The organism is Flavobacterium sp. P21, from assembly GCF_050632225.1.
Taxonomy (GTDB): domain Bacteria; phylum Bacteroidota; class Bacteroidia; order Flavobacteriales; family Flavobacteriaceae; genus Flavobacterium.
Genome location: NZ_CP192585.1, coordinates 2,091,211 through 2,116,636, shown reverse-complemented (window position 1 = coordinate 2,116,636; position 25,426 = coordinate 2,091,211). Strand labels below are relative to the sequence as shown.

Below are 25,426 nucleotides of genomic sequence, written 5' to 3'. Positions count from 1 at the left end.
ACAACAAAACCCAATTCTATGTCAGATTCCAAACAAAACCAATTAAAAAAAACACTTGGATTAAGCTTTAACATAGCCGTATTAATTGGCGGTACAATTGGAGTTGGGATTTTGCGAACACCGGGATCGATTGCTGGACTGTTAGATAATTATTGGCTAATTCTTTTTCCTGGATTTTTGGCGGATTGTATGTTTTATTAGGAGCAAATTCGTATTCCGAATTAGCAACAATGCTCCCAAAAGCTGGCGGATCATACAATTATATAAAAAGAGCTTTAGGCGAGTATGCTGGTTTTTTATCGGGTTGGTATGATTATATCGTTAATGCAATTCCACCCGCATTTTATTGTATTGTAATTAGCGAATACACTATTATTTTGTTTCCTGAATTGGCTAATTATTCGACTGTAATTTCTATTTCTTTATTAATTGCGTTTGTTTTACTGCACTTAAGTGGTGTAAAAAACGGAAGCGTAATACAACAAATTACAAGTTTGTTAAAAGTGATTTGTTTTGTCGCTTTGGTTGTGGCTTGCTTTATGTATTCTGGAACTGAAATTCCACCAATCAAGACAGATAATTCGGTTTTTCAAATTGGACTAATCTTTGGATTTTTCAAATCATTACAGCTTATTATAGGAACTTATAATGGCTGGAATGCCGTTTGCTTTTTTGCCGAAGAAAATAACGATCCTGGCAAAAACATTCCGAAATCATTATACAGTGGCGTTTTACTTGTTGTGGCCATTTATGTTTTGGTAAATGCCGCATTTTTTCATGTTTTGCCAATTGAAACTTTAGCCAAATCAAATTTAGTCTACGCCGATGTTGCCAAAGTTCTTTTTGGAGAAAAAGGCGCGATAATCGTAACGGTGATTTCAATTTTCTCACTAATCAGCATTTTGAATGCTTTTATGATGATTCCGCCAAGAATCCTTTACGGATTAAGCCGTGACGGTTTTTTTATTGAAAAAGGAACAATGGTAAACAAAGGAGGAACACCAATTGTAGCTCTTTTGGTTTCATCATTTTTCAGCTTGTTTTTAATCTGTATTGGTTCTTTTGAAGTCTTGTTTTCTTTCGTCGCTTTTATCTCCATAATCGTTTGGGGACTTGCCTATTATTCGCTTTTAAAACTAAGAACTACTGAACCAGATTTACCAAGGCCATATCGTTCTTTTTGGTATCCGTGGACAACTATTATTGCCATAATTGCCTCTATCGCTTTACTGGCGGGATTTATTTACAGCGATCCTAAAAGCTTTATTATTATCGTTGGTATTGCAATTGTTTCTTATCCTCTATTTTTGGTTTTGAAAAACAAGAAAAAATAACACATTTTTTTATACAAAAAATACCCCAATATTGTCATTCCGAGGAACGAGGAATCTCCACAAGTAGCTCGACAAAGATTGTCGATTCTGATTGTGGAGTTTCTTACGGAGATTCCCCGTTCCTCGGAATGACAAACTGCATGTACAAAAACAAGAAACCCGACAGGTTTCGAAAACTTGTCGGGTTTGATTTTATAAACTAAGTTTGAGTCTTACTTCAAACCAGCCAAACTTTGCTCGATTGTAGCAATTTTTGCCAAAGCATCAGCCTGTTTTTGTTTTTCTAAATTAAGGACTTTCTCTGGAGCTCCGTTTACGAACTTCTCGTTAGAAAGCTTTGCTTCAACAGATTTCAGGAATCCTTTTGTATAGTTTAATTCTTCTGTAAGTTTTGCGATTTCAGCTTCAACATCGATATTTCCTGTAATCGGAATGAAATATTCATTTGATTTTACACGGAAAGACAATGCACCATCCACTTTTTCAGAAACATATTCGAAAGCCGAAACGTTCCCTAATTTCGTAATAATTGAATCAAAATAAGTAGAAACATTTTCGCTGTTGATTCCTTTTAATTCTATAGCATCTTTAAACGGAATATTTTTGTCTTTTCTGATGGTTCTGATTCCAGAAATTACTTCAATTGAGTTTTCAAAATCTGAAATCAATTTTGCATCAAACGGTTTTAATTCTGGCCAAGTCGAAACGATTAACGCTTTTTCTGGAGTTCTTTCAGCAATTAACTGCCAAATTTCTTCCGTTAAGAAAGGCATAAATGGATGAAGCAATTTCAAGTTGCTTTCTAACATTTCGATCGCTTTCGCGAAAGTAACGCTGTCAATTGGCTGTTGGTATGCCGGCTTAATCATTTCTAAGAACCAAGAACAGAAATCATCCCAAACTAATTTATAAATGGCCATTAATGAATCTGAAATTCTGTATTTCTCAAAATTATCTTCAATGTCAACTAAAGTTTGTTGCAACTTCGCTTCGTACCATTCGATTGCCACTTTTGATGATTCAGGTTGCGCGATAGTTTCTGAAACTTCCCATCCTTTAATCAATTTGAAAGCATTCCAGATTTTGTTAGAAAACGCTTTTCCTTGATTACACAATTCCTCATCAAACATAATATCATTTCCTGCAGAAGCACTTAAAAGCAATCCTACACGAACACCATCAGCACTGAATTTTTCGATTAAGTCTAAAGGATCAGGAGAGTTTCCTAATGATTTAGACATTTTACGACGTTGTTTATCACGAACTAAACCTGTCAAATATACGTTTGTAAATGGTTTTTCACCTGCATATTCGTAACCCGCAATAATCATTCTCGCAACCCAGAAAAATAAAATATCCGGACCTGTTACTAAGTCATTTGTTGGATAATAATATTTGTAATCTGCGCTTTCCGGATCCATAATTCCACCAAAAACAGACATTGGCCATAACCAAGATGAAAACCAAGTATCTAACGCGTCAACATCTTGTTTAAGGCTGTCGGTTGTTAGTTGTTGGTTGTTGGTTTTTTCTTTTGCTAAAACTAAAGCATCTTCGATGTTTTCTGCAACTACGAAATCTTCTTTTCCGTCTCCGTAATAGTATGCAGGAATTTGCTGTCCCCACCATAATTGGCGAGAAATATTCCAGTCTCGAATATTGTTTAACCAGTGTGCATATGTATTTTCGAAACGTTTTGGATGTAATTTAATATCTCCTGTTTCTAAAACTGACTTAATTGCAGGTTTTACCAATTCGTCCATTTTTAGGAACCATTGGTCAGATAATCTTGGTTCGATTACCGCTTTAGTTCTTTCAGAAGTTCCTACTTTATTTAAGTGTGTTTCTGTTTTTGCTAAAGCACCGATCTCTTGAAGTTCTTTTTCAATTTCCTTACGAACCACAAAACGGTCTTTTCCTTGATAGTGTAATCCGAAGCTGTTTAATGTAGCATCTTCGTTAAAAATATCAACGATTTCAAGATTGTGTTTTTCTCCTAAAGTCTTATCGTTCATATCGTGCGCAGGCGTTACTTTCAAACATCCTGTTCCGAATTCAACATCTACATATTCATCTTCGATAATTGGAATAACTCTTCCGCAAATTGGAACGATCGCTTTTTTACCTTTTAAATGTGTAAAACGCTCATCATTCGGATTGATACAGATTGCAGTATCTCCAAAAATAGTTTCCGGACGAGTTGTGGCAATGGTCAAAAATTCCTCAGTTCCTTCGATTTTATATTTTAAGAAAAATAATTTTCCTTGTTGTTCTTCGTAAATAACTTCTTCGTCAGAAAGAGTTGTTTTTGCTTCCGGATCCCAGTTAACCATACGGTATCCTCTGTAGATTAAACCTTTGTTGTATAAGTCTACAAACGATTTAATTACTGATGCCGACATATCCGGATCCATAGTAAATTTAGTACGTTCCCAATCGCATGAAGCTCCTAATTTCTTAAGCTGTTCTAAGATTGTTCCGCCATATTTATCTGTCCATTCCCAAGCATGTTTTAGGAATTCTTCACGAGTTAAATCATTTTTATTGATTCCTTCTGCTTTTAATTTTGCTACCACTTTTGCTTCAGTAGCAATCGATGCGTGATCTGTTCCCGGAACCCAACAAGCGTTGAATCCTTTAAGACGCGCTCGACGAATTAAAACATCCTGAATCGTATTATTCAACATATGCCCCATGTGAAGGACTCCAGTGACGTTTGGCGGTGGGATTACAATTGTATAAGGTGTTCTATGATCAGGTTCTGAATGAAAATAGTTGTTTTTCATCCAATACTCATACCATTTGTTCTCAATCGCTTTAGCGTCAAATTGTGCTGGAATTGTCATTTATATATGTTTAATCGTTTATTTGTTTAACCGTTTAATCGGCTTTGATCATTAGAATGTAAAATTGACTTACTTAATTGTTTTTTCTGCTTAAAAAATATCACTTGCACTCAATCTCAACGATTAAACAAATAAACGATTAAACAGTTAAACAAAACTTTGGTTCAATTTTTGTAATTATAACTGACAGCAAAAGTAAATAATTAAAGACACTATAAAAAGCGAATTATTAATTTGTGTGTTAATTAAAAGAATGTATATTTACTTACAATTAAAAATAATTTCAAATGAAAAATGTTGCCTCTTTTATTGCAATCGTATTGTTTAGTGCAATCGGTTTTGCGCAAAATGGCCCGAAAATCGAATTTTCGGCTCAGGACAATACTATTGATTATGGAAAAATTTCGAAAAGTGATAATGGAGTTCGCTCCTTTGAATTCACTAATACTGGAGATGCACTGCTAATGATCATTGGCGCAGAATCAACAGTGAGTTCTATTGTAGTTACTAAACCTACGTCTGCAATACAGCCTGGAAAAAAGGAAAAATTGATGTAAAATACAACATGGCTTCTGGCCCTATTCGTAAAACAATTACTGTTGAAACCAACGCTGTCAATTATCCTGACGGAAGAGTTGCCTTAAAAATCAAAGGTGAAGTTTTATAAGAATTTTTAAATCTAAAAATAACCAAAGCCGTTTCTTGAATTAGAAACGGCTTTTTTATATCCTTAAAAAATTAGACCCGACAGGTTTTGAAAACCTGTCGGGTCTATTATAAAAATGTCTTTATTTATTTTGCTTCACATTCAACTGCATCAAATTTATATTTCACGCGATCAAAATCAATCGGCTTATCTTTAACCAAATAAGTTACTCCCATTGTCGTCTGCATTGTTCCATTTCCTAAAATAAGCTTTTTATCGCGTTTCAATAATGCCATTGGGTTTTTGAACTTTGCATTGTTATTTGTTCCATCAACAAAAGTATAATCAACGAACAAAGTATCACCATGAAATTCTCCAGCAATTTCACCTTTTTTTAGTGGCGAAGATTCAACTTTCATTGTCATATCTCCAGTTATTTTTCCGTTTTTAAGTGTATTCAATTTCAGATCCAAAGTATCGTTTTCATAAATTGCTTTATAACATTCCGTACTCACAACTTTTTCACCTTCGGCTTTAGGCTGTACTTCAGCTTTTTGTTTTTCCTCATTTTTACAGCTTTGAAGTCCAACAAAAGACAAAAGCATACAAGACAATACTATTTTTTTCATAACTGAATTTTTTAATTTCATATAAAAATAAAAAAAGAAACCAAAAAAAGGCTTCTTGTTGATTTATTTTATGATAAATGTCCACAATGCATGGGACGCGCTGTAGTGTACTTCTGCGGAATATCGAAGCGGTATTAAAATTGTTTTTACAACTTCTTAATTACAAATTCAGATCTTCGGTTCAGCTCATGATCTTCTTCTGAACAAGCATCATCGGTTTTGCATTTGATAATTGGAACCGATTCTCCATAGCCTTTTGCCGAAACTCTGCTTGCGCTAATTCCCGACTGAATTATAAATTCTCTGGTTGAATTTGCTCTTTTTTGAGAAAGTTCTTCATTGAATTTTGCATTTCCGCGAGAGTCTGTATGTGAACCAATTTCTATAACCATTCCTGGGTATTTGTTCATTAAAGCAACCACTCGTCCTAAAACTACTTTTGATTCTTTACGAATGTACCACATGTTGTAATCAAAATAAATAGGATCTGTTTTGATAATTAATCGGTCCTTATCATCTTTTACAACATCTTTTTCTTGTTTTAAAATCTCAGTTTCTTTCTCCTTTTTCTTGATTTCTGTCGCTTTTATTTCATCAGCTTTGGCTTTTTTTGTCGCTTCATTTAGTGCAATAATCGCCAGTGCTTCTTTTTCTTTTTCTCTTGTTCTATCTGAATTTCTTGCTTTCTTCTTTTTTCGGCAATTTGTTGTTCTTCTAGTTTAATTGCCTCTAAAGATCTTAATGCTAATGAACCATCGTTTGTTGCGTTTCTTGTTTTTCCAATTTCAAGCGTTTTAGATTCGTTGGTATATTTTTCTTTGAAAGCGACAATTGTATACGAACTTTCGCAAGCAACAGTAAAACTGAATTTTCCATCGGTCGCGACCGAAATCGTATTTAAAGTCTTTTTAGAAGCGTCTTGAAGCATTACGGTTGCATTTTCAAGAGGCAAATTGGTGTCAACGTCTGTAATTGTTCCTGCAATAAACTGTTTGCAGTCTTCAACAATCAAATCTTTTGTTTCTTTGAATTGGTAAATATCATCGCTCCCTTTACCTCCATCTCTGTTGGAAGCAAAATATCCTTCTTTTGTATCGGAATTAATAGTAAACGAAAAATCATCCAAATTAGAGTTCAAAGGCAATCCAATATTTACAGGTTCTGAATATTCATTTCCTTTGATTTCTGAAACAAAAACATCTAATGATCCGTAACCCAAATGTCCATCAGAAGAAAAATAAAGCTTATTATCTGCCGAAACAAACGGGAATTGTTCTCTTTTATCTGTATTAACAATTGGACCTAAATTCTTTGGAGTATCAAAAGCTCCTTTATTGATGTTTACCGAATAAATATCAAAAGAACCGATAGATCCTGGCATATCTGAAGCAAAATACAACACTTTTTCATCAACGCTAAGTGCAGGATGTTCAACTGAATAATTTGGACTATTGAACGGAAGCGACACCACATTTGTCCATTTCCCATCAATTAATTCTGCCTTAAAAATTTGAAGATTCGAAACCTTCTGATCGTTTGTTTTTCTGGTTTTATTCTTCGAATTATTACGCGTAAAATAAACCGTTTTGCCATCTTTTGTAAAAACAGCATTTGATTCGTGCATTCCGGTTTTTAGTTCCTGAGAAAAATAGTCTATGTTTGGTTCTACAGCATTTACTTCGTTCAAAGGAACCGAAACTAAGTTTAAATACGTTTCATTGTCCCATTTGAATTTTTTATCAAATAACCCAGGTTTTAATTTAACCGTCGCAAACACTAATTTTCCATTGTATGGAATTGCTCCGAATTCAGAATTTGGAGTATTGATTCCCAGATTTTTAATCTCAAATCGATTTCCAATAGCCGAAACATTTTCAAGCTCTTTCAGTTCATTTTTAAAATAAATCGAATCTTTTCCGTTAGTCGATGACGCATAATATTGCTTTAACGATGCATTTGCATCGACATAACTATTTGTCGCTTTTAAAGTCTGCGCATATCTGAAATAATATTCGCGATTCAAATCCTTATTATAATTTTGAAATAAAAGTCGGTAATAGCGTTGCGCTTTTACTAAATTATTAGTGTAATAATACGAATCGGCCAAGTTTTTTATCACTTCCTGCGAAGGTTTTTCTTCGACTAATCTTTCATATAATATAATAGCTTCGCTGTAAAATGTCTTATCGAAGAATCGTTTGGCTCGTGCCAAATCTTTGTCTTGGGCGCTTATAAATTGTATTGAAAATACGAATATAATAACGAGTAGTTTTTTCATATTTTTCATTTTAAAAGAATCTAGGTGATTTATCATATCCTTTTCCTAATAAATCCAAATCAAAAAGAAGCATTATTTCGTGCGTCCCCGAATTAAACTGACCCAAATTTGAAAGTGTATAATCGTAAGCATAACCCACTCTCAGGGATGGCGTTACATTAAAATTAAACAAAGCACTTACCGAATCATCAATTCTATACGCCGCGCCAAATTCAAACTTTTCGTTATACAAAACATTTGCTGTCAAATCAATAGAAACAGGAGTCGCTTTTACAAATCTTGACATAAAGGCAGGTTTTAATTTCAAGTTATCATTAATTTGAAAAACGTATCCTCCGGTAAAAAACATGTGAATTTCTTCGGCTCCAAAAGCATTGACTCCCGATTTTTCTTCGATATATTTAGATTTTATCAAATTTGGAGCAGAAAATCCGATATACAAATTATCTCTAAAATAATACGCTCCAACACCAATATTAGGTTTTGTTGCATTTATGTTTTCCGAAAAAGCAAAATCAGTTGCAGGATCACTAAATTTAAATCCGTTAAAATTAGTCTGCATTGATGACACTCCTGCTTTCAAACCCAGCGAAAGTTTATTTTTTCCTCCTAAATTCAATATGTAAGCAAAATCCGCATAAATATTATTTTCTTTTTTTGCGCCATCGCCAATATCATCAGAAATAAATGAAAGGCCTACTTCAACTTTTTCCGATAAAGCCGTATGCCCAAAAAACGTGAAGGTTTTTGGCGCTCCTACTGCCCCAACCCACTGCGTTCTGTACAGTCCACCAAAATTCATCATCAAAGGAGTTCCAGTTGCATAGGCAGGATTTACGACACTCATATTATACATATAGTGCGTATATTCAGGATCCTGTTGCGCTGAAACAGTCGTAAAGCAGAAGAGAAAAGTTATAAAGAGTATTAATTTTTTCATTTGAAGTATATTAAAATAGTGCAAAAGGAATTATCGGTTTAAATAAAGGCGTCCTTGTATTGGCGGTTTATTGCCTTTATTAAACTGGAGTGTGTAAAAATAAACTCCATTTGGCGCTATTCCATGAGCAAATCCGCCAGTCTGCCAATTTGTACCATCCCAACCTGCTTTGTCTTTAAATCCTTCGTACATTCTATTTCCATATCTGTTGAAAATCTGCAGATAATAGTCCGGAAATAAAAAATCAATATTAGGAATTACAAAAGTGTCATTTACTCCATCGCCATTTGGAGAAAATCCATCAGGAATAAAGAAATCTGGCGGTACATCAGGACAATCTGTTAATGATACTGTCACCTCAAGATAGTCGTAAGAAAGACAGTTTTCACTTGACGAAAAATCAAATCCGTAATATATCCTTTTATCAATTAAAGCTGTTGTTGCTGGCAAAAGAGTTCCGCCTTTTGGTGCATCATACCAAACTACAGACGAAGGCACATTTGTGTTATTTGATAAATCAGCAAGAGTTGGCGCATCTAACCCACAGAAATTTTGCCCATCTGTATTTAATTCCGGAGCGGGAGTATCTCTCAAAGTCACTTTAATCGTCGTCGCCGCAGAGGTACAAGACAAAGTTGTTTCGGTCACATATAACGTTTCATCTTTAAGGACGTATGTATTAGGAAGCGACGTTGTCATTGTTGGTGAATTGTACCATTTAAATTGAGGCCCGCTTGGTGCTAAATTCCCTATAATGGCGCCTTCCGACTTACAAAAAGATTGATCTGTAGATACTGGAGCCGCTGGAATTGGGTTTATTGAAAAATTAGCCGATACTGTAGTTACTGGACTATCGCAACCTGTAATATTGTTTTTTACATTTTCAATTTTAATTGTTGTCGAACCTGTATTTGCTAATAAAGTCGCTGGAATTACAAAACTCGCATTACCACTTACGGGAGACAAAACAATTGTTTGTGTTGGCGCAACATTACTGTTTGAAAGCGAATAAGACAACGTAACATCAGCTAAGGTTCCTAAACCAGAAACCGAAGCCGTTACAGCCGATCCAAAACATACCGTTGGTACTTGTATTCTCAAATTTGTCACATTAGGCAAAGGATTTACGGTAATGTTGCCATCAATGTTTGCCGAATTTGTACAACCCGAAACTGTATGCGTAATCTTTACAATTTTGATTGTACCATTTCCGCTTTGAGAATTTAAAATTGCCGGAATAGTAAATGTTGCATTTCCTGCTGAAAAAATTGCTGTTGCGGTTTGTAATGATGCATTATTGGCACCCGAAACATTATAGAGAATATCATAAGTTCCGTCAACAATTTTTACTGCATCAGTAATTTTGACTTCTGTTGCTGTGTTTTGACAGGCAATTATCGGAGTGATTTTTGCACCAGTCAAATCAGGTATTGGATAGATATTTACAGGCGCAGATAAATCATTGATAATATTCTGACAAGCTCTCTCGCTGTTTGTAGCATATATATTAGTGATTGTTACGGTATAATTACCTACACGCTGAAAATAATCGGATTTTATTGGAAAAATAAAAACGCCGTTAATAAAATTTCCAGGCAACGTTTCAGTACCTCCATTTGGGCCAGAAACGCTAAATGTTACGTTATAATCTCCGTTCGGAATAGCCGCAGGTCCTTTGGTAATGGTCCCTGCATACGTAGCTGTAGCAATATCTGTTTCGCAAATATTATTAGCATCAATTCTAAGTTTTGCTCCGGTAAAATCCAGTTTTGTTTCGAGTCTAATTCTAACAGAAGTTAACGCCGTTGGACAAATCGGATTAGTTGAATTTACTCTATAGCTATAGCTAAAATTGCCTACGCCTTTGCTATTAAAAATTCTTTGAATATTAACATTATGATCCCCTACAAAAGTTAATTCTCCTGTATTACTGTTGTCTACCCATGTCCCACCTGGATCCTGACCTGAGAGCAAATTATTTAAATCGTAATTCGTATAAGCTGATAGTCCATCGCTCGCACACAAACGCAAAACATTACCTGCTCCTGATTCTGGCGCTCTAAAAACGGTAACGATAGCTGTAGATGACATCGCAGGGCAAGTACCTCTAGCTGGCATTGTATAAGTATATTGGTAAGTTCCCTCCATATCGGAAACATTGATCGTAGACGGCACGTTTCTATTCGCAAGATCATCATGCCATTGCCCGTTTGAATGAGGACTTAAAGCAACACCATTAAAAGCAGAAAAAAGGCTAAACTCTCCTACAGCACTACAAACTGAAACATTTGGAGATGTAACTCCAGAATAACCTCCTATAGTTACAGTAACAGTTGCTTCATTATCTGGGCAAAGTCCAATTCCTTCCACTAAATACGTATATCGAAAAACGCCACTCGTACGAATTAACTGCGCATTCAAAATACCAGTATCTATATCAAGACCTCCCGAACTATCAACGTCTGTCCAGACACCACCGTTAAGCGGCGAACCTGTCAATGAATTAAATAAATCAATTGTTTTACTGCTTGAAAGTGTAACATCGCAAACTGTCAAAGCTCCGTCTTCACCTGCACACTGCGCATTAATAGTATTTGGAATTAAAGATAAAAAAACAAAAAACAACGTGATTCGTAAGAATTTAATGTATTTTTCGACCATAAATATGTTTTTTGGAAATAAGCGTTATGATTAGCAATATTAAATGCGTTTAGCAATTTAACAATTATTTTTTCACAAAAGTGTGCTTGCGTTCCAAAAATAGTGAATCTGTTCATTATGACACAAAAAACTTTCTTAAATATCTCAATTACAACTCATCTTCAAGTCTAAACCTAAATTTCAAAACTACACTATCACGTTCTACTTCAAGGGTAATCCAAACATCATCTTCAGATTTCAAAAGGCTATTTATTTGTTGTAGCGAGTATTTGTAAGGCGACGCGTTATTTATACTGATAATGATATCGCCTTTTCTTAAACCACATTTTTCCGTCGCTGATTTTTTTCTGATGTTGACGATTTCATATACTGGTTTTAATGAGAATTTATATTTGAAATTATCATCCTTTTTTGCATCATATCCTACATCAGACATTGAGTTGGCAACTTGAACGGTCTCCATATGTACTGTTTCTTGCACCCATTGTAAACCATTATGTTGTATTGTTATACCACTTTTATTATATGTAAAAGGTTCAGAAAACTTATTATTCTTTTTTAGATAGAGCTTCTGATCTGCATAGTCTAAAACAATCGTAAAGCGTTTCAGGACTTCGCCTCCAATTGAACCAATACGGCCCGGCACCATTTTTACATTTCGAATCGAACTTGAATCAGGAAAAGCGACTATTGGATTTTTAAAATCAAATTCGTCAACTGAAAATTTTGCAATTTTTGCACGATGCCCTTCAATATCTCCGCTAAAACCTTTTCCTAAAAAGTCTGGGAAATTTTTCTTAGGCAATTTTATCTTGTCATTCTCAAATATCCAAAAAGCATCACTATTTCCAATATCTATTAATAATTTAGCCGAAATCTGCACGCTATCTACTACTGCAGTTGTGGTAATATAAGGTTTCGATCTTTCAATCGTAATTGGAACCGCTTTAAATTTTTTGTCCAATCTTTCTTTAATAGCATCAGTGTTTGGATAAACGTAGATTTTTTCTTCGAATAATTTATTTCGACTAAATTATTTTTAAAAAATTTATATCCAATAATCCCATTAACCGGAATTCCGATATGAGACGACAAATTAAAATTTTGATCTAATATTATATAAACCAAATGATTATTTGATTTCAAACCGTGTGTTTCAAAAATATTATTCGTTGATTTTAGACCTTCAATTTCATCTTCACTTCCTAGACCTCTCAGTTTTATTTTAACAACGTTGTTAAAACTGACTTCTTTCTTCTCATCCATACTGAACAAAATTGTTTCTTCTACGCCAGAATCCAATAAGAAATTCAGCTCTATTCCGTTTACTTTAATCGGAATAAAAACAAGATTATTTATCAATTTAAACGGAATGGTAATCTTACTACTGTGGCTGTGAATCAAAAAATCATCTTGAGCCTGAATATTGAAAGATACCAAAAGCCCAAAAAACAACATAAAATATTTTTTCATTGATAATATTTTAATATAAAATTAATAAAAATATTGATAATTGTTACATTTCCACAACACCCCATAATGTTTACGTTAAATTCGAAAAAAATATGCAAATTTGCACTTCAATAATTTATACTCATGCCGACAATTTCACACAAGGGAAGAAACATGCCCGAATCTCCGATACGCAAGCTTGCTCCTTTTGCTGATCTAGCAAAGAAAAAAGGACACAAGGTGTATCACTTAAACATTGGTCAACCGGATATCAAGACACCGGAAGTGGCCATCGAGGCGGTAAAAAATATTGATTTGAGTATTATAGAATATAGTCCGTCTGCCGGATATGAAAGCTATAGAAAAAAATTAGCTCATTTTTACCAGCGCCAAAATGTAAACGTTAACCCAGAAGACATCATTGTTACAACTGGTGGTTCTGAAGCCTTACTTTTTGCACTGGCCACAATTACAGATCCTGGAGATGAAATCATCATCCCGGAACCTTTTTATGCTAATTACCATGCATTCGCTTCTTCTACAAGTGCAACTGTTGTACCTCTTGTTTCTACAATTGAAACCGCATTTGCATTGCCAAGTATTGAAGAAGTTGAAAAACTGATTACTCCAAGAACAAAAGCGATTTTAATTTGTAATCCAGGCAATCCAACTGGTTATTTATATTCTGAAGCAGAAATCAAACAATTAGCGAGCTTGATCAAAAAGCACGATTTGTATTTGATTGCAGATGAAGTTTATCGCGAATTTTTATATGATGGCGTTGATGTACATTTTTCTGTAATGAATTTAGAAGATGTACAACAAAACGTAATTATGGTCGATTCTGTTTCAAAACGATACAGCATGTGTGGCGCTAGAATTGGCTGTTTGGTCACTAAAAACAAAGATGTTTTAGCAACTGTAATGAAATTTGCACAAGCTCGTTTGAGTCCACCAACTATTGAACAAATTGCATGCGAAGCGGCAATCGACACGCCTCAGAGTTATTTTGACGAAGTAATTGGCGAATACAAAGAGCGCCGTGACACTTTAATTGCTGAATTGAATAAAATTGAAGGTGTAATTGTTACCAAACCAAAAGGTGCGTTTTACTGCATCGCGCAATTGCCAATCGCTGATTCTGATGATTTTGCACAATGGCTTTTAGAAAGTTATGATTTAAATGGAGAAACTGTTATGGTTGCTCCTGCAAAAGGATTCTATTCTACGCCAGGAATGGGATTAAATCAAGTAAGAATCGCCTATGTTTTAAACAAAAAAGACTTGATTACAGCAGTAAATATTTTAAAAGAAGCGCTTTTAGTTTATAATAAAAGATAAAAACTAAACTTACTTAATCTAAAATCTGTTTTGACTTATATGTTGAAACAGATTTTTTTGCTCTTTATTTTTTTGAATATTGTCTCTCAATCACAATCATATTAATTCATTATTAGTAATTTAGATACAGATTTAAAGACTTTAAAATGAATAAGTTAATTCCAATATTATTTCTATTTCTACTATCTGCATTTGCGACAAGCAAGAATATCGATAATGATTCTAAAATCAGATTTGCTTTTAATCTCAAAAGTCAAGGCATCGAATATTACCGAAAAGAAATGAATCGCGCTGTTTCATTATTAAAAAAGAAAAAGAAATTTATAGACCTAGAACTCGACACAACCGAAAAAGCACAAATTTTATCTATTCCTTTTCCAGAAATCCTTAGATATGATTCTTATTCTGATTACCTGGAAACGTCTTCAAACAGAATTTTATACGTAAATAATGGAAAAGAAGCATCTGATTTTTCAACTGGTTATTTTCAGATGAAACCTTCATTTTTAGAAAACTTGGAAAATTATGTTGCTAGTACCGAAAGTCTAAAATCTTTTCATTGGATTATCATCCAAAATAAAAATGAAAAAGAAGCTCGAAAAGAAAGAATAACCCGATTAGAAAATTTTCAATGGCAATTACGATATCTAAAAGTATTTTGGTTTGTCGCTGAATATAAATATCAAAATATTGCTTTCAAAACCACACAAGACAAAATCAGATTTTATGCAACAGCATATAATTACGGCTTTACAAGTCCAGAAAGCGAAATAACAAAATATCAGTCTGCGAAAAAATTTCCTCCTGGAGAAACCAACTCTACTCACAAATTTGCATTTGCAGATTTTTCAATTGATTTCATACGTACTTATGCCATTTTTTTCAATTAATAAAAATGTATAGAGAAAAACGTTGGACCAAAACACATTTAAACCGCATTAATTTAGATTATATCCAAAAAGGATCGATTAAATAATAAAAACCATAGAAAAGGTTTCCTATTTATTAATTATCTTTACCGCCTTAAAAAGATATACCCATTATAATAGTAGTTTTTAATGATAAACAACGAAGATTTTTTAGACGAAATAGGTGACAGTCATTTCAGCAGTAATGCAAAAAACCCTTTAAGAGCGGACGCTTTTGACATAACTGATGAAGAAAAAATAGAAAAAATTAAAAAAGATGTTGAAAGCATTCTGCAAACTCTTGGAATGGATTTAACAGACGACAGCATAAAAGGAACTCCAAACCGAGTTGCTAAAATGTTTGTAAAAGAAATTTTTGGCGGTTTAAACCCTGCAAAACAGCCAAAAGCCTCAACTTTTGACAACAATTACAAATATGGAGAAATGTTGGTAGAAAAAAACATCACGGTTTATTCTACTTGCGAACATCATTTATTGCCAATCATTGGGCGTGCTCACGTAGCTTATATCTCAAGCGGACGCGTGATTGGTTTATCAAAAATGAACCGTATCGTTGAATATTATGCAAAAAGACCTCAAGTCCAAGAGCGTTTAACAATGCAGATTGTTCAAGAACTTCAAAAAGCTTTAGGAACAGAAGATGTGGCTTGTGTTATCGACGCAAAACACCTTTGCGTAAATTCAAGAGGAATTAAAGATATCGAAAGCAGTACAGTAACATCTGAATTCGGTGGAAAATTCAAAGAGCCACAAACAAAAAGAGAATTTTTGGATTACATTAAACTGGATACTCAGTTCTAATTTTTTTACGATTATTTCTATTATATTTATGAACTAGCCCTGATAGAAGCGGCATCCTTTTATGGCGGGGTTCGCCATAAAAGATATAGCGGATAGCAGGATTAGCTCCTAAAAAACATCAATAAACTTAATATGCCATTATATACATCACAACCGCTTAAAATATACAATTCACTTTCGGGTGAAAAAGAAGATTTCAAACCAATCCATGAAGGAAATGTTGGAATGTATGTTTGTGGACCTACAGTATATAGCAATGTTCACTTAGGAAATGTGAGAACTTTTATGTCTTTCGACGTGATTTTCAGATACTTTCTTCATTTGGATTATAAAGTGCGTTACGTACGTAATATTACAGACGTTGGACATATTGTAGATGATGTTGATGAAGGTGAAGATAAAATTGCAAAAAAAGCACGTTTAGAGCAATTAGAGCCAATGGAAGTTGTGCAACGCTACACTGTCGACTTTCATGATATTCTAAAAGCTTTCAACTTTTTACCACCAAGCATCGAACCAACTGCAACTGGACATATTATTGAGCAAATCGAAATCATCAAAAAAATTATTGATAAAGGAATTGGCTACGTTGCCAACGGATCAGTTTATTTTGATGTTGTAAAATACAACGAAACTAATAATTACGGAATCTTAAGTGGCCGTAATATTGAAGATATGCTTGCCAACACGCGCGATCTTGACGGACAATCTGACAAGAGAAATCCTCAGGATTTTGCACTTTGGAAAAAAGCTGAACCTGAACATATCATGAGATGGCCTTCACCTTGGAGCGACGGTTTCCCAGGCTGGCACTTAGAATGTACTGCAATGAGTACAAAATATCTAGGAAATCATTTTGACATTCATGGAGGCGGAATGGATTTAAAATTTCCTCACCACGAATGCGAAATTGCCCAAAACGAAGCTTGCACAGGACAATCTCCGGTAAATTACTGGATGCACGCCAACATGCTTACCTTAAACGGAAAGAAAATGGCTAAATCTACTGGAAACAATATTTTGCCAGGCGAAATTTTAAGCGGTGATAACACAATTCTAAGTAAAGCATTTTCAGCATCTGTGACTCGTTTTTTCATGTTGCAAGCACATTATAGAAGTATTTTGGATTTTTCAGACGATGCTATTACTGCGGCTGAAAAAGGCTATAAAAGATTAATGGAAGCGCTTGATGCATTGCCAAATATTGTTGCAGGAAATTCAAGTTCTATTGATGTTGAAGCTTGGAAACAATTGTGCTACGACGCCATGAACGACGACTTCAACACACCAATTTTAATTGCTCAATTATTCGAAGGCGTTCGTTATATTAATTTATTGAAAGACGGAAAAGAAACTATTTCTGCCGAAGACCTACAAACATTCGCAAAAGCCATCAATGCTTTTGTTTTTGACGTTTTAGGCTTAAGTGACGAAAAAGGTTCCGACAGCAATAACGACAAATTAGAAGGCGTTGTAAATATGCTAATTGCAATGAGAAATCAAGCGAGAGCAGACAAAAACTTCGCACTTTCTGACCAAATTCGTGATCAATTGATCGCTTTAGGCATTCAATTGAAAGACGGAAAAGAAGGCACCAGCTTTTCTATCTAAAAAAGTCATTTCATAAAACCATGAAAGCAATCACTCCATTTGTTTTATTAGTGCGCTTTTACCAAACCGCCATTTCGCCCTTCACACCAGCGTCTTGCCGATTTGAGCCGACATGTTCCAGCTACATGATCGAAGCCCTTCAAAAACACGGATTATTTTATGGAGGTTATCTCGGAATGAAGCGTATTTTGAGCTGTCATCCTTGGGGAAGAACTGGTTATGATCCCGTTCCAGAAAAGAAATGTTCACACAAACATTAACTTTTTATAAAGAGGAACTCTGCTTTAAATATTTATTTTTACAATTAATAAAAAACACAATATTACATGACACACGCCTTAAACATGGTTTGGAATCCTTCAGAAGGAATCGATTTAGGATTTTTTATGGTTCGTTATTACAGTTTAATGTTCGTAATTGCTTTTGGTTTAGGATGGTACCTAATGAAAAAGATTTTTGAACGCGAAAACGAATCACTTGACAAACTGGATTCTTTATTTGTTTGGACGGTTTTAGCAACCTTAGCCGGCGCGCGTTTAGGACATGTTTTCTTTTACGACTGGGAATATTTCAGAAACCATTTGCTAGAAATCATTCTTCCTTTCCGATTTGAACCAAAATTTGAATTCACAGGTTATCAAGGCTTAGCAAGTCATGGAGCGACAATTTCAATCATTGTAGCAATGTATTTCTATAGCAAAATGATTTTAAAGCGTCCATTATTATGGATTTTAGATCGTGTTGTTATTCCAGTTGCGAGCGGTGCTATTTTTGTTCGTTTAGGAAACTTTTTTAATTCTGAAATCATCGGACACGAAACAACATCTGCTTTCGGAATTCGTTTTCTACACGATACATTCACTAAAAACGATGCTGTACAAAATACCGGAATTGCTAACCCAAAAGATGCTTACAACGCAATCGCACATGATCCAAAATTTGCCGATTTATTAGCTCAAGTTCCAGCAAAACACCCAACCCAATTATACGAAGCATTCTGCTACATTTTTGTATTTGCAATTTTATACTTCTTATATTGGAAAACAAACGCAAGGCTTAAATCAGGCTATCTTTTTGGATTGTTTTTAGTTCTTTTGTTTGTTGTACGTTTTATTGTTGAATTCGTAAAAGAGAGCCAAGGCGGTTTTGAGAGCGAATTAGGCTATTTCTCAACCGGGCAATGGCTAAGCATACCTTTTATTGTTATCGGCCTTTTCTTCATCATTAGAGCACAAAGAAATCCTTTAGCAACACCTTAAAGAATCAAATAATTACAAAAAGCCCAATATTTAAAATATTGGGCTTTTTTTGCAATGAGGTTTTCCATTCAAAAAAACATATCATTCTAAACGCCTTAGCAATTTCTCTTACTTACCGAATTATTTAGAAGCAGAAATTTATCTTTTCAAAAGAAGTATTGTCCCGTCCCGATAGCTATCGGGACTATATCTTTTTATCCGCAAAAAAAGCGGATAAAAAGGATGCTCGCTTCCATCGGGGCTAGACTAGAAGTTTTTGTTTTCAAAAGCTCTTATTGCCAAACCGCATTCAAACGTTTGATCAAATCCAATTTAAACTGGAAACGAAGAAAAACAAATCTCTTTTAGTGAGATTTTAATCTAAACTTACAGATACAATTCTACTTAAAAACAAAAGACTCAAATATTATATTATGGCACAAAAAAAGATCCAGTTTTCACTGGATCTTTTTCTATTTAAAAACAAGGTTTTAATTAAGCCTTATTGTGTTTGTCTTCAATTGTGTGTTTATCTTCACTTGAAATCGTATCAACCAATACTGGCGTCGCGATAAATAATGAAGAATAAGTACCTACAATAATACCAATCAACATAGCGAAGATAAATCCTCTAATTGACTCACCACCAAAAACGAACATTGTCAACAATACAATAATCATCATTAATGACGTATTCAATGTTCTAGATAATGTAGTATTAATCGAAGCGTTTACGATATCTTCAAAACTTCCTTTACGGTTTCCGATGATAAATTCTCTAATTCTGTCAAATACAATTACAGTATCGTTCATAGAGTAACCAATTACCGTAAGAATCGCGACGATAAAGTGCTGATCCATTTCCATGTGGAAAGGCATGAATTTATAGCATAAAGAGTAAATTCCTAATACAAAGATTACGTCATGCGCAACAGCCGCAATTGCACCTAATGAATATTGCCATTTACGGAAAGAAACCATTAAGTATAAGAAAATAACTGCCATTGCACCAAGAACTGCCCAGTAAGAGTTAGTTTTGATATCTTCAGAAATAGAAGCTCCAACTTTAGAAGCTTGCAATACTCCTACTTTTTTACCATCAAAAGAGTTGATGAATTTATCATAAGTAGTATTTGGGAAATATTTCTGTAATCCAGCGTATAATTTTTGGTTTACTTCCTCATCGATAGCAACACCATCTTCTTTAATTTTATATTTAGTTGTGATTTTCAATTGATCATCATCACCTAAAACTTTAGCTTCAACCGGAGTTCCGAAAGCCGCAGACAATTCATCTGAAACTGCCGTTGCATCAATTGGTTTTTCGAATTTAACTTGGAAAGTTCTACCTCCAACAAAATCAACACCTTCATCTAATCCGTTAACGAAGAAGATAGAAACTAAACTTACTACAACTACAATTGAAGAGAAGATATAAGTGAATTTTTTGATTTTGATAAAATCAAAGTGGAAATTAGTAAACCAGTTTTTAGTAATATTTGTGCAGAAAGTCAAATCAGCTTTTCCAGCAATGTTTCTGTCAATAAAAATTCTAGCAATAAAGATAGATGTAAACAATGAAGTTACGATACCAATCAATAATGTCAATGCAAAACCTTTAATAGGCCCTGTTCCAAAGATGAACAAGATAGCTCCAGTTAAAACGTGAGTTACGTTAGCATCGATAATCGAACGCATAGCACCATGCCATCCGTAAGAAGCTTGAACAGCTTCAGAAAGTGATTTTCCTTCGCGTAATTCTTCTTTTGCTCTTTCATATATAATGATGTTCGCATCTACCGCAGTACCTAATGTCAATACGATACCTGCAATACCTGGTAATGTCAATACAAAACCAAAACTTGCCATAATTCCGAATAAGAATAGTAAGTTCAATAATAATGCAAGGTTTGCATACCAACCAGCTTTACCATAATAGAATACCATCCAAACACAAACTAATAAAAACCCAATTACAGAAGACATTGTACCAGCATCAATTGCGGCCTGACCTAAAGATGGTCCAACAACAGTTGATTGAATAATATCTGCAGAAGCTGGTAATTTACCTGCATTTAATACGTTAGCTAAATCTTTAGTTTCAGCAACATCAAAAGAACCTGTAATTTCAGATCTTCCTCCAGCGATTGGTCCGCTAGTAACACCTGGAGCAGAATAAACAATATCATCTAATACAATAGCGATATAACCTTTTTGAGCGAAAGCTCTTCCAGTCAATTCTTCCCAAACTTTAGCACCTTGGCTGTTCATTTGCATAGAAACAGCTGGTTTTCCTAATTGATCAAAAGTATCTTTTGCATCAGTTACAACACCTCCGCTCATAGCTGGTGTGTTATCTCTGTTTCCTTTTAAAGCATACAATTCAACTGCTTCAACTTCTTTACCTTTAGCATCTTTTAAAGTAGTTGGCTTGCTCCATACAAATTTTGCATAATGTTGGTCAGCACCCAATAAAACTCTGATATCTGATCTTTTGAAATATGCATTAACAGTAGCAGTATCTTTAGGAGCAAAATATCCTAAAACTGGTCCACCACCTTGACCAATCATTTTGTCAAATAATGGATTGTTTCCTTTTTTAGTATCTACAGAATCTTTGGCATCAGTCAATAAAGCGTTCAATGAATCTTTAGCAACAGCTTTAGTTTCTGTTTTCTTAATTTCAGTTTTCTTCAAAGCCTCGTTAGAAGCTACTAAGAAGTTTCCGATTTCTTCAATTTTGAAAGTTTCCCAAAACTCTAATTGAGCTTTTCCACCCAATAATTTTTTGATTCTATCAACATCCTTAGCACCTGGAAGCTCAACTAAGATTCTTCCTGTTTCTCCTAATTTTTGAATGTTTGGCTGTGTTACACCAAATTTGTCGATACGCTCTCTTAATACTTTATAAGCACTTTCTACAGACTCGTCAACTTTTCTTTTAATTACTTTTTGAGCTTGCGCATCAGTCATCTGAAAATCAATTCCACCTTCTCCTTGCAAACTTCTGTTTGCGAAAATATCTGGCGAAGCTAACTTCACAGTTCCGTTTGAATTTGCTTCAAAAGCTTCAAAAAACTTATTTAAATAGGTTTTATTTCCTTCTAAGTTCGCAGTTGCATCAGCTAATGATTTATTAAATACTGGATTTTTAGAGTTATTTGATAAACCTTTTAAAACGTCTTTAATAGAAATTTGAAGAATTACGTTGATTCCTCCTTCTAAGTCAAGACCTTTATTAAGTTGCTTGTTTTTTACTTCATTATAAGTATAATCAGTAAAACCAAGATCAAATACTTTCTCTTTACCAATAGAATCTAAATATTTTAGCTCTTTATCAGGATTATCTCCTGCAAAAGCTTTAGCCTCACCTTTGACATTATTTGCCACAAAAGTGAAAGAAAGTTGGTAAATACTTACCAATGCAAATAGAATTGCGAAAAATTTAATAAGTCCTTTATTCTGCATTATTACTAAAAATTAATTAAGTTTTATTATTTGTTTTTGTTTTAAATTCCTGATAAAATAAGCCCTGACATGATTTTTTAAAACAAAAATACGAGATCACGAATTACCAATTTTTTTTAAACCGAGCAAATATATAATTAACGAAAATATTAACCAATTAATTTATTAATTAAATCTCAAAAAAAAGACTGCAAAAGTGCGACCTTTTCTTTTTTTATCGTTTTTATTATACTAATATCGTCTTTAAGGCATCATTCATGCTACGAACCGCATCTGCACTTTTTGCAAATAACGCCTTTTCTTGCTCGTTTAAATTGATGTCAACTATTTCTTCAACACCGTTTTTACCAATTATGCAAGGTACTCCTATACAAATATCGTTTTGCCCATACTCACCTTCTACAAAAACAGAGCATGCAATCATTTTTTTCTGATCGTTTAAGATACTATCTACCAGATAAGCTACAGAAGCTCCCGGAGCATACCAAGCTGACGTTCCAAGTAAACCTGTAAGAGTCGCTCCTCCAACCATAGTATCAGCGACTACTTTTTGAAGCACTTCTTCTGAAAGAAACTGAGAAACTGGTATGCCATTATAAGAAGCTAAACGAGTTAACGGAATCATAGTAGTGTCACCGTGACCACCAATCACCATTGCTGAAATATCATTTGCAGGTTTATCTAAGGCCAAAGAAAGATACGTTCTAAAACGAGAACTATCTAAAGCGCCACCCATACCAATTATTCTGTTTTTTGGCAAGCCTGTCGCTTTTAAAGCCAAATAGGTCATTGTATCCATTGGGTTAGAAACAACAACAATTATAGTATTAGGGGAATATTTCAGCACATTTTCAGCAACTGTTTTTACAATCCCTGCATTTATACCTATCAATTCTTCTCTTGTCATTCCTGGTTTTCTTGGAATTCCTGATGTAATCACTACGACATCACTTCCAGCAGTTTTAGAATAATCGTTGGTAACACCAGAAACTTTGGTATTAAAACCTGTATTTGTGGCACATTGCATAATATCCAACGCTTTACCCTCGGCAAAACCCTCTTTAATATCCAACAGCACTACTTCGCTTGCAATTCCTCTATAAGAAATAACATCCGCACAGGTAGCTCCAACATTTCCTGCTCCTACAATGGCAACTTTCATATTTTTTTACTTTATCGGTTATTAATATTTGTCTATTCCTTAAAAAGACAATTCGTTTAATTGTCTAGTAAATTTAAACAATTAAACGAATTGGAATTATTAATTTTTCATTTTATGCATCAATATTTGCATAAACTGCATTTTTCTCGATAAACTCTCTACGAGGCGGTACTTCATCACCCATCAACATAGAGAAAACTTGATCAGCTTCCGCAAGACTTTCAATATTTACTTGGCGTAGTGTTCTGAAGTTCGGATCCATTGTAGTTTCCCATAACTGCTCCGCGTTCATCTCTCCAAGACCTTTATAACGTTGAATATTGGCACTTCCTCCCATTCTTTCGTTCGCTTGATCACGCCGCACGTCATTCCATGCATATTCTTTTTTATTACCTTTCTTAACTAGGTATAAAGGTGGTGCAGACAATGTAAACGTGACCTTCTTCAATTAACTCTTTCATGAAACGGAAGAAGAACGTTAATATTAAGGTAGAAATGTGGCTACCATCGACATCGGCATCACACATGATGATTACTTTATGATATCTTAGTTTTTCAAGATTTAACGCTTTACTGTCTTCTGCAGTTCCAACTGTAACTCCCAACGCAGTAAAGATATTTCTAATCTCTTCGTTTTCGAATACTTTATGATGCATCGCTTTCTCCACGTTCAAGATTTTACCACGCAAAGGCAAAATCGCTTGAAAGTTACGATCACGTCCTTGTTTTGCTGTTCCACCAGCCGAATCTCCCTCGACAAGGTAAACTTCACATCTTGCAGGATCTTGCTCAGAACAGTCAGATAATTTTCCTGGCAATCCTCCACCGCCCATAACGGTTTTACGCTGTACCATTTCACGCGCCTTTTTCGGCGCGTGTCGTGCCTGAGCCGCTAAGATTACTTTTTGGATAATTACTTTAGCATCATTTGGATTTTCTTCCAAATAATTCTCCAGCATCTCTCCTACTGCTTGAGAAACTGGAGAAACTACTTCTCTGTTTCCAAGTTTAGTTTTTGTTTGTCCTTCGAACTGAGGCTCCGCAACTTTTACCGAAATAATAGCCGTCAATCCTTCACGGAAGTCATCTCCCGAAATTTCGAATTTCAATTTATCCAACATTCCAGAAGCATCGGCATATTTTTTAAGTGTTCTTGTCAAACCACTTCTAAAACCTTGTAAATGCGTACCTCCTTCGTGCGTGTTAATGTTATTTACGTAAGAGAAAATATTCTCAGTATAACTTGTATTATAGATCAAAGCAACCTCAACTGGGATTTCACCTTTTTCGTGATCCATACTGATTACGTGAGAAATAATTGGCTCACGGTTTCCATCTAAATAACGGATATATTCCTTAAGACCTTCGTCAGAATGAAAGACCTCACTTCTGAATTCTCCCTTTTCATTAACTTCTCTTTTATCGGTAAACGTTATTGTGATTCCTTTATTTAAAAAAGAAAGCTCACGCATACGAGCTGAAAGCGTATCGTATGAAAACTCAGTAGTCTGCTGAAAAATAGTATCATCTGGAAAGAAAGTCTGGCGTGTACCTCTTTTCTCTGTTTCACCGATTTGTTTTACAGGATATAAGGCTTTTCCTCTTTCATATTCTTGTTCGTAGATTTTTCCTTCTCTAAAAACAGTAGATTTCATATGAACAGAAAGGGCGTTTACAACCGAAACCCCAACTCCGTGAAGACCTCCTGAAACTTTATATGAATCTTTGTCGAATTTACCACCGGCCCCAATTTTCGTCATTACAACCTCAAGTGCCGAAACTCCTTCTTTTTTATGTAAATCTACTGGAATACCACGTCCGTTATCTTCAACTGTTACCGAACCGTCTTCGTTTATTGCAACACTGATCGTATCACAATGTCCTCCCATCGCCTCATCAATAGAGTTATCAACAACTTCATAAACCAAATGATGTAGCCCTCGAACCCCCACATCTCCAATATACATCGACGGACGCATTCTTACGTGCTCCATTCCCTCTAATGCCTGAATACTATCTGCTGAATAATTGTTCTTCTTGATTTCTTCGCTCATATAATTTATTCTAAAAAATGTAATTATTGTCTAACA

17 protein-coding genes and 2 pseudogenes are annotated in these 25,426 nt (G+C 34.6%); 8 read left to right on the top strand and 11 right to left on the bottom strand.

Going from position 1 to position 25,426, the window contains the following annotated elements; translation table 11 throughout:
• The first annotated feature begins 152 nt into the window (after nucleotides 1-152).
• Nucleotides 153-1,334, top strand: coding sequence for an APC family permease (locus tag ACQ9BO_RS10455; RefSeq protein ID WP_431244647.1), 1,182 nt, complete (start codon nucleotides 153-155; stop codon nucleotides 1,332-1,334).
• Between the two features lie 212 nt (nucleotides 1,335-1,546).
• On the opposite strand, the gene ACQ9BO_RS10450 is transcribed toward ACQ9BO_RS10455, so the two are convergent.
• Nucleotides 1,547-4,180 (bottom strand): valine--tRNA ligase, encoded by a 2,634-nt coding sequence (locus tag ACQ9BO_RS10450; RefSeq protein WP_431244646.1) that lies wholly within the window; start codon nucleotides 4,178-4,180, stop codon nucleotides 1,547-1,549.
• Nucleotides 4,181-4,467: 287 nt separating this feature from the next.
• On the opposite strand from ACQ9BO_RS10450, the pseudogene ACQ9BO_RS10445 reads away from it, so the two are divergent.
• Nucleotides 4,468-4,847 (top strand): annotated as a pseudogene (locus ACQ9BO_RS10445) (DUF1573 domain-containing protein).
• A gap of 125 nt (nucleotides 4,848-4,972) precedes the next feature.
• Here the strand turns inward: ACQ9BO_RS10445 and ACQ9BO_RS10440 are convergent.
• From ACQ9BO_RS10440 to ACQ9BO_RS10410, 7 genes are all read right to left on the bottom strand, one after another.
• Nucleotides 4,973-5,455, bottom strand: a complete 483-nt coding sequence (locus tag ACQ9BO_RS10440; protein WP_431244645.1) for a hypothetical protein — start codon at nucleotides 5,453-5,455, stop codon at nucleotides 4,973-4,975.
• A gap of 146 nt (nucleotides 5,456-5,601) precedes the next feature.
• Entirely contained in the window at nucleotides 5,602-5,919 is a 318-nt protein-coding gene (locus tag ACQ9BO_RS10435; protein ID WP_431244644.1) for an OmpA family protein, read from the bottom strand.
• 158 nt (nucleotides 5,920-6,077) lie between these two features.
• Nucleotides 6,078-7,733, bottom strand: coding sequence for a carboxypeptidase regulatory-like domain-containing protein (locus ACQ9BO_RS10430; RefSeq protein ID WP_431244643.1), 1,656 nt, complete (start codon nucleotides 7,731-7,733; stop codon nucleotides 6,078-6,080).
• Nucleotides 7,734-7,743: 10 nt separating this feature from the next.
• On the bottom strand, nucleotides 7,744-8,673 hold the full coding sequence (locus ACQ9BO_RS10425; protein WP_431244642.1) for a PorP/SprF family type IX secretion system membrane protein: 930 nt from the start codon (nucleotides 8,671-8,673) through the stop codon (nucleotides 7,744-7,746).
• Nucleotides 8,674-8,703: 30 nt separating this feature from the next.
• Nucleotides 8,704-11,334, bottom strand: coding sequence for a gliding motility-associated C-terminal domain-containing protein (locus ACQ9BO_RS10420; protein WP_431244641.1), 2,631 nt, complete (start codon nucleotides 11,332-11,334; stop codon nucleotides 8,704-8,706).
• A 148-nt stretch (nucleotides 11,335-11,482) separates the two neighbouring features.
• Nucleotides 11,483-12,298 carry a PDZ domain-containing protein gene (locus ACQ9BO_RS10415; protein ID WP_431244640.1) on the bottom strand — a complete coding sequence of 272 codons (816 nt, stop codon included), beginning with the start codon at nucleotides 12,296-12,298 and terminating at the stop codon, nucleotides 11,483-11,485.
• The gene (locus ACQ9BO_RS10410; RefSeq protein ID WP_431244639.1) at nucleotides 12,226-12,807 is read right to left on the bottom strand and encodes a hypothetical protein; all 582 of its coding nucleotides are present in this window, start codon (nucleotides 12,805-12,807) and stop codon (nucleotides 12,226-12,228) included. Before ACQ9BO_RS10410 ends, ACQ9BO_RS10415 begins: the two co-directional genes overlap by 73 nt.
• A gap of 123 nt (nucleotides 12,808-12,930) precedes the next feature.
• On the opposite strand from ACQ9BO_RS10410, the gene ACQ9BO_RS10405 reads away from it, so the two are divergent.
• From ACQ9BO_RS10405 to lgt, 6 genes are all read left to right on the top strand, one after another.
• Entirely contained in the window at nucleotides 12,931-14,127 is a 1,197-nt protein-coding gene (locus ACQ9BO_RS10405; protein ID WP_431244638.1) for a pyridoxal phosphate-dependent aminotransferase, read from the top strand.
• Between the two features lie 146 nt (nucleotides 14,128-14,273).
• On the top strand, nucleotides 14,274-15,017 hold the full coding sequence (locus ACQ9BO_RS10400) for a hypothetical protein (RefSeq protein WP_431244637.1): 744 nt from the start codon (nucleotides 14,274-14,276) through the stop codon (nucleotides 15,015-15,017).
• Between the two features lie 168 nt (nucleotides 15,018-15,185).
• The gene (gene folE / locus ACQ9BO_RS10395) at nucleotides 15,186-15,857 is read left to right on the top strand and encodes a GTP cyclohydrolase I FolE (RefSeq protein ID WP_431244636.1); all 672 of its coding nucleotides are present in this window, start codon (nucleotides 15,186-15,188) and stop codon (nucleotides 15,855-15,857) included.
• Nucleotides 15,858-15,989: 132 nt separating this feature from the next.
• A complete protein-coding gene (gene cysS / locus ACQ9BO_RS10390) occupies nucleotides 15,990-17,468 on the top strand; it encodes a cysteine--tRNA ligase (RefSeq protein ID WP_431244635.1) in 1,479 nt (492 codons plus the stop codon).
• 20 nt (nucleotides 17,469-17,488) lie between these two features.
• On the top strand, nucleotides 17,489-17,728 hold the full coding sequence (yidD, locus tag ACQ9BO_RS10385) for a membrane protein insertion efficiency factor YidD (RefSeq protein WP_035649040.1): 240 nt from the start codon (nucleotides 17,489-17,491) through the stop codon (nucleotides 17,726-17,728).
• A gap of 66 nt (nucleotides 17,729-17,794) precedes the next feature.
• Nucleotides 17,795-18,727 (top strand): prolipoprotein diacylglyceryl transferase, encoded by a 933-nt coding sequence (gene lgt / locus ACQ9BO_RS10380; protein WP_431244634.1) that lies wholly within the window; start codon nucleotides 17,795-17,797, stop codon nucleotides 18,725-18,727.
• A gap of 474 nt (nucleotides 18,728-19,201) precedes the next feature.
• Here lgt and secDF read toward each other — a convergent pair whose 3' ends face one another.
• The 3 genes and pseudogenes from secDF to gyrB all read right to left on the bottom strand — a co-directional run bounded on the left by secDF (nucleotide 19,202) and on the right by gyrB (nucleotide 25,390).
• The gene (secDF, locus tag ACQ9BO_RS10375; RefSeq protein WP_431244633.1) at nucleotides 19,202-22,174 is read right to left on the bottom strand and encodes a protein translocase subunit SecDF; all 2,973 of its coding nucleotides are present in this window, start codon (nucleotides 22,172-22,174) and stop codon (nucleotides 19,202-19,204) included.
• Nucleotides 22,175-22,400: 226 nt separating this feature from the next.
• Complete coding sequence (mdh, locus tag ACQ9BO_RS10370; RefSeq protein WP_431244632.1) at nucleotides 22,401-23,336, bottom strand: malate dehydrogenase; 936 nt, start codon at nucleotides 23,334-23,336, stop codon at nucleotides 22,401-22,403.
• A 112-nt stretch (nucleotides 23,337-23,448) separates the two neighbouring features.
• A pseudogene (gene gyrB / locus ACQ9BO_RS10365) lies at nucleotides 23,449-25,390 on the bottom strand (DNA topoisomerase (ATP-hydrolyzing) subunit B).
• Nucleotides 25,391-25,426 lie beyond the last annotated feature (36 nt).

Excerpts from the sequence above, each read along its gene's own strand:
- ACQ9BO_RS10450 (WP_431244646.1), bottom strand. The coding sequence starts at position 4,180 with ATGACAATTCCAGCACAATTTGACGCTAAAGCGATTGAGAACAAATGG.
- ACQ9BO_RS10410 (WP_431244639.1), bottom strand. The coding sequence starts at position 12,807 with ATGAAAAAATATTTTATGTTGTTTTTTGGGCTTTTGGTATCTTTCAAT.
- ACQ9BO_RS10420 (WP_431244641.1), bottom strand. The coding sequence starts at position 11,334 with ATGGTCGAAAAATACATTAAATTCTTACGAATCACGTTGTTTTTTGTT.
- ACQ9BO_RS10435 (WP_431244644.1), bottom strand. The coding sequence starts at position 5,919 with ATGTGGTACATTCGTAAAGAATCAAAAGTAGTTTTAGGACGAGTGGTT.
- secDF (WP_431244633.1), bottom strand. The coding sequence starts at position 22,174 with ATGCAGAATAAAGGACTTATTAAATTTTTCGCAATTCTATTTGCATTG.
- ACQ9BO_RS10430 (WP_431244643.1), bottom strand. The coding sequence starts at position 7,733 with ATGAAAAAACTACTCGTTATTATATTCGTATTTTCAATACAATTTATA.
- ACQ9BO_RS10425 (WP_431244642.1), bottom strand. The coding sequence starts at position 8,673 with ATGAAAAAATTAATACTCTTTATAACTTTTCTCTTCTGCTTTACGACT.
- lgt (WP_431244634.1), top strand. The coding sequence starts at position 17,795 with ATGACACACGCCTTAAACATGGTTTGGAATCCTTCAGAAGGAATCGAT.
- cysS (WP_431244635.1), top strand. The coding sequence starts at position 15,990 with ATGCCATTATATACATCACAACCGCTTAAAATATACAATTCACTTTCG.
- ACQ9BO_RS10400 (WP_431244637.1), top strand. The coding sequence starts at position 14,274 with ATGAATAAGTTAATTCCAATATTATTTCTATTTCTACTATCTGCATTT.
- yidD (WP_035649040.1), top strand. The coding sequence starts at position 17,489 with ATGAAAGCAATCACTCCATTTGTTTTATTAGTGCGCTTTTACCAAACC.
- ACQ9BO_RS10405 (WP_431244638.1), top strand. The coding sequence starts at position 12,931 with ATGCCGACAATTTCACACAAGGGAAGAAACATGCCCGAATCTCCGATA.
- ACQ9BO_RS10440 (WP_431244645.1), bottom strand. The coding sequence starts at position 5,455 with ATGAAAAAAATAGTATTGTCTTGTATGCTTTTGTCTTTTGTTGGACTT.
- folE (WP_431244636.1), top strand. The coding sequence starts at position 15,186 with ATGATAAACAACGAAGATTTTTTAGACGAAATAGGTGACAGTCATTTC.
- mdh (WP_431244632.1), bottom strand. The coding sequence starts at position 23,336 with ATGAAAGTTGCCATTGTAGGAGCAGGAAATGTTGGAGCTACCTGTGCG.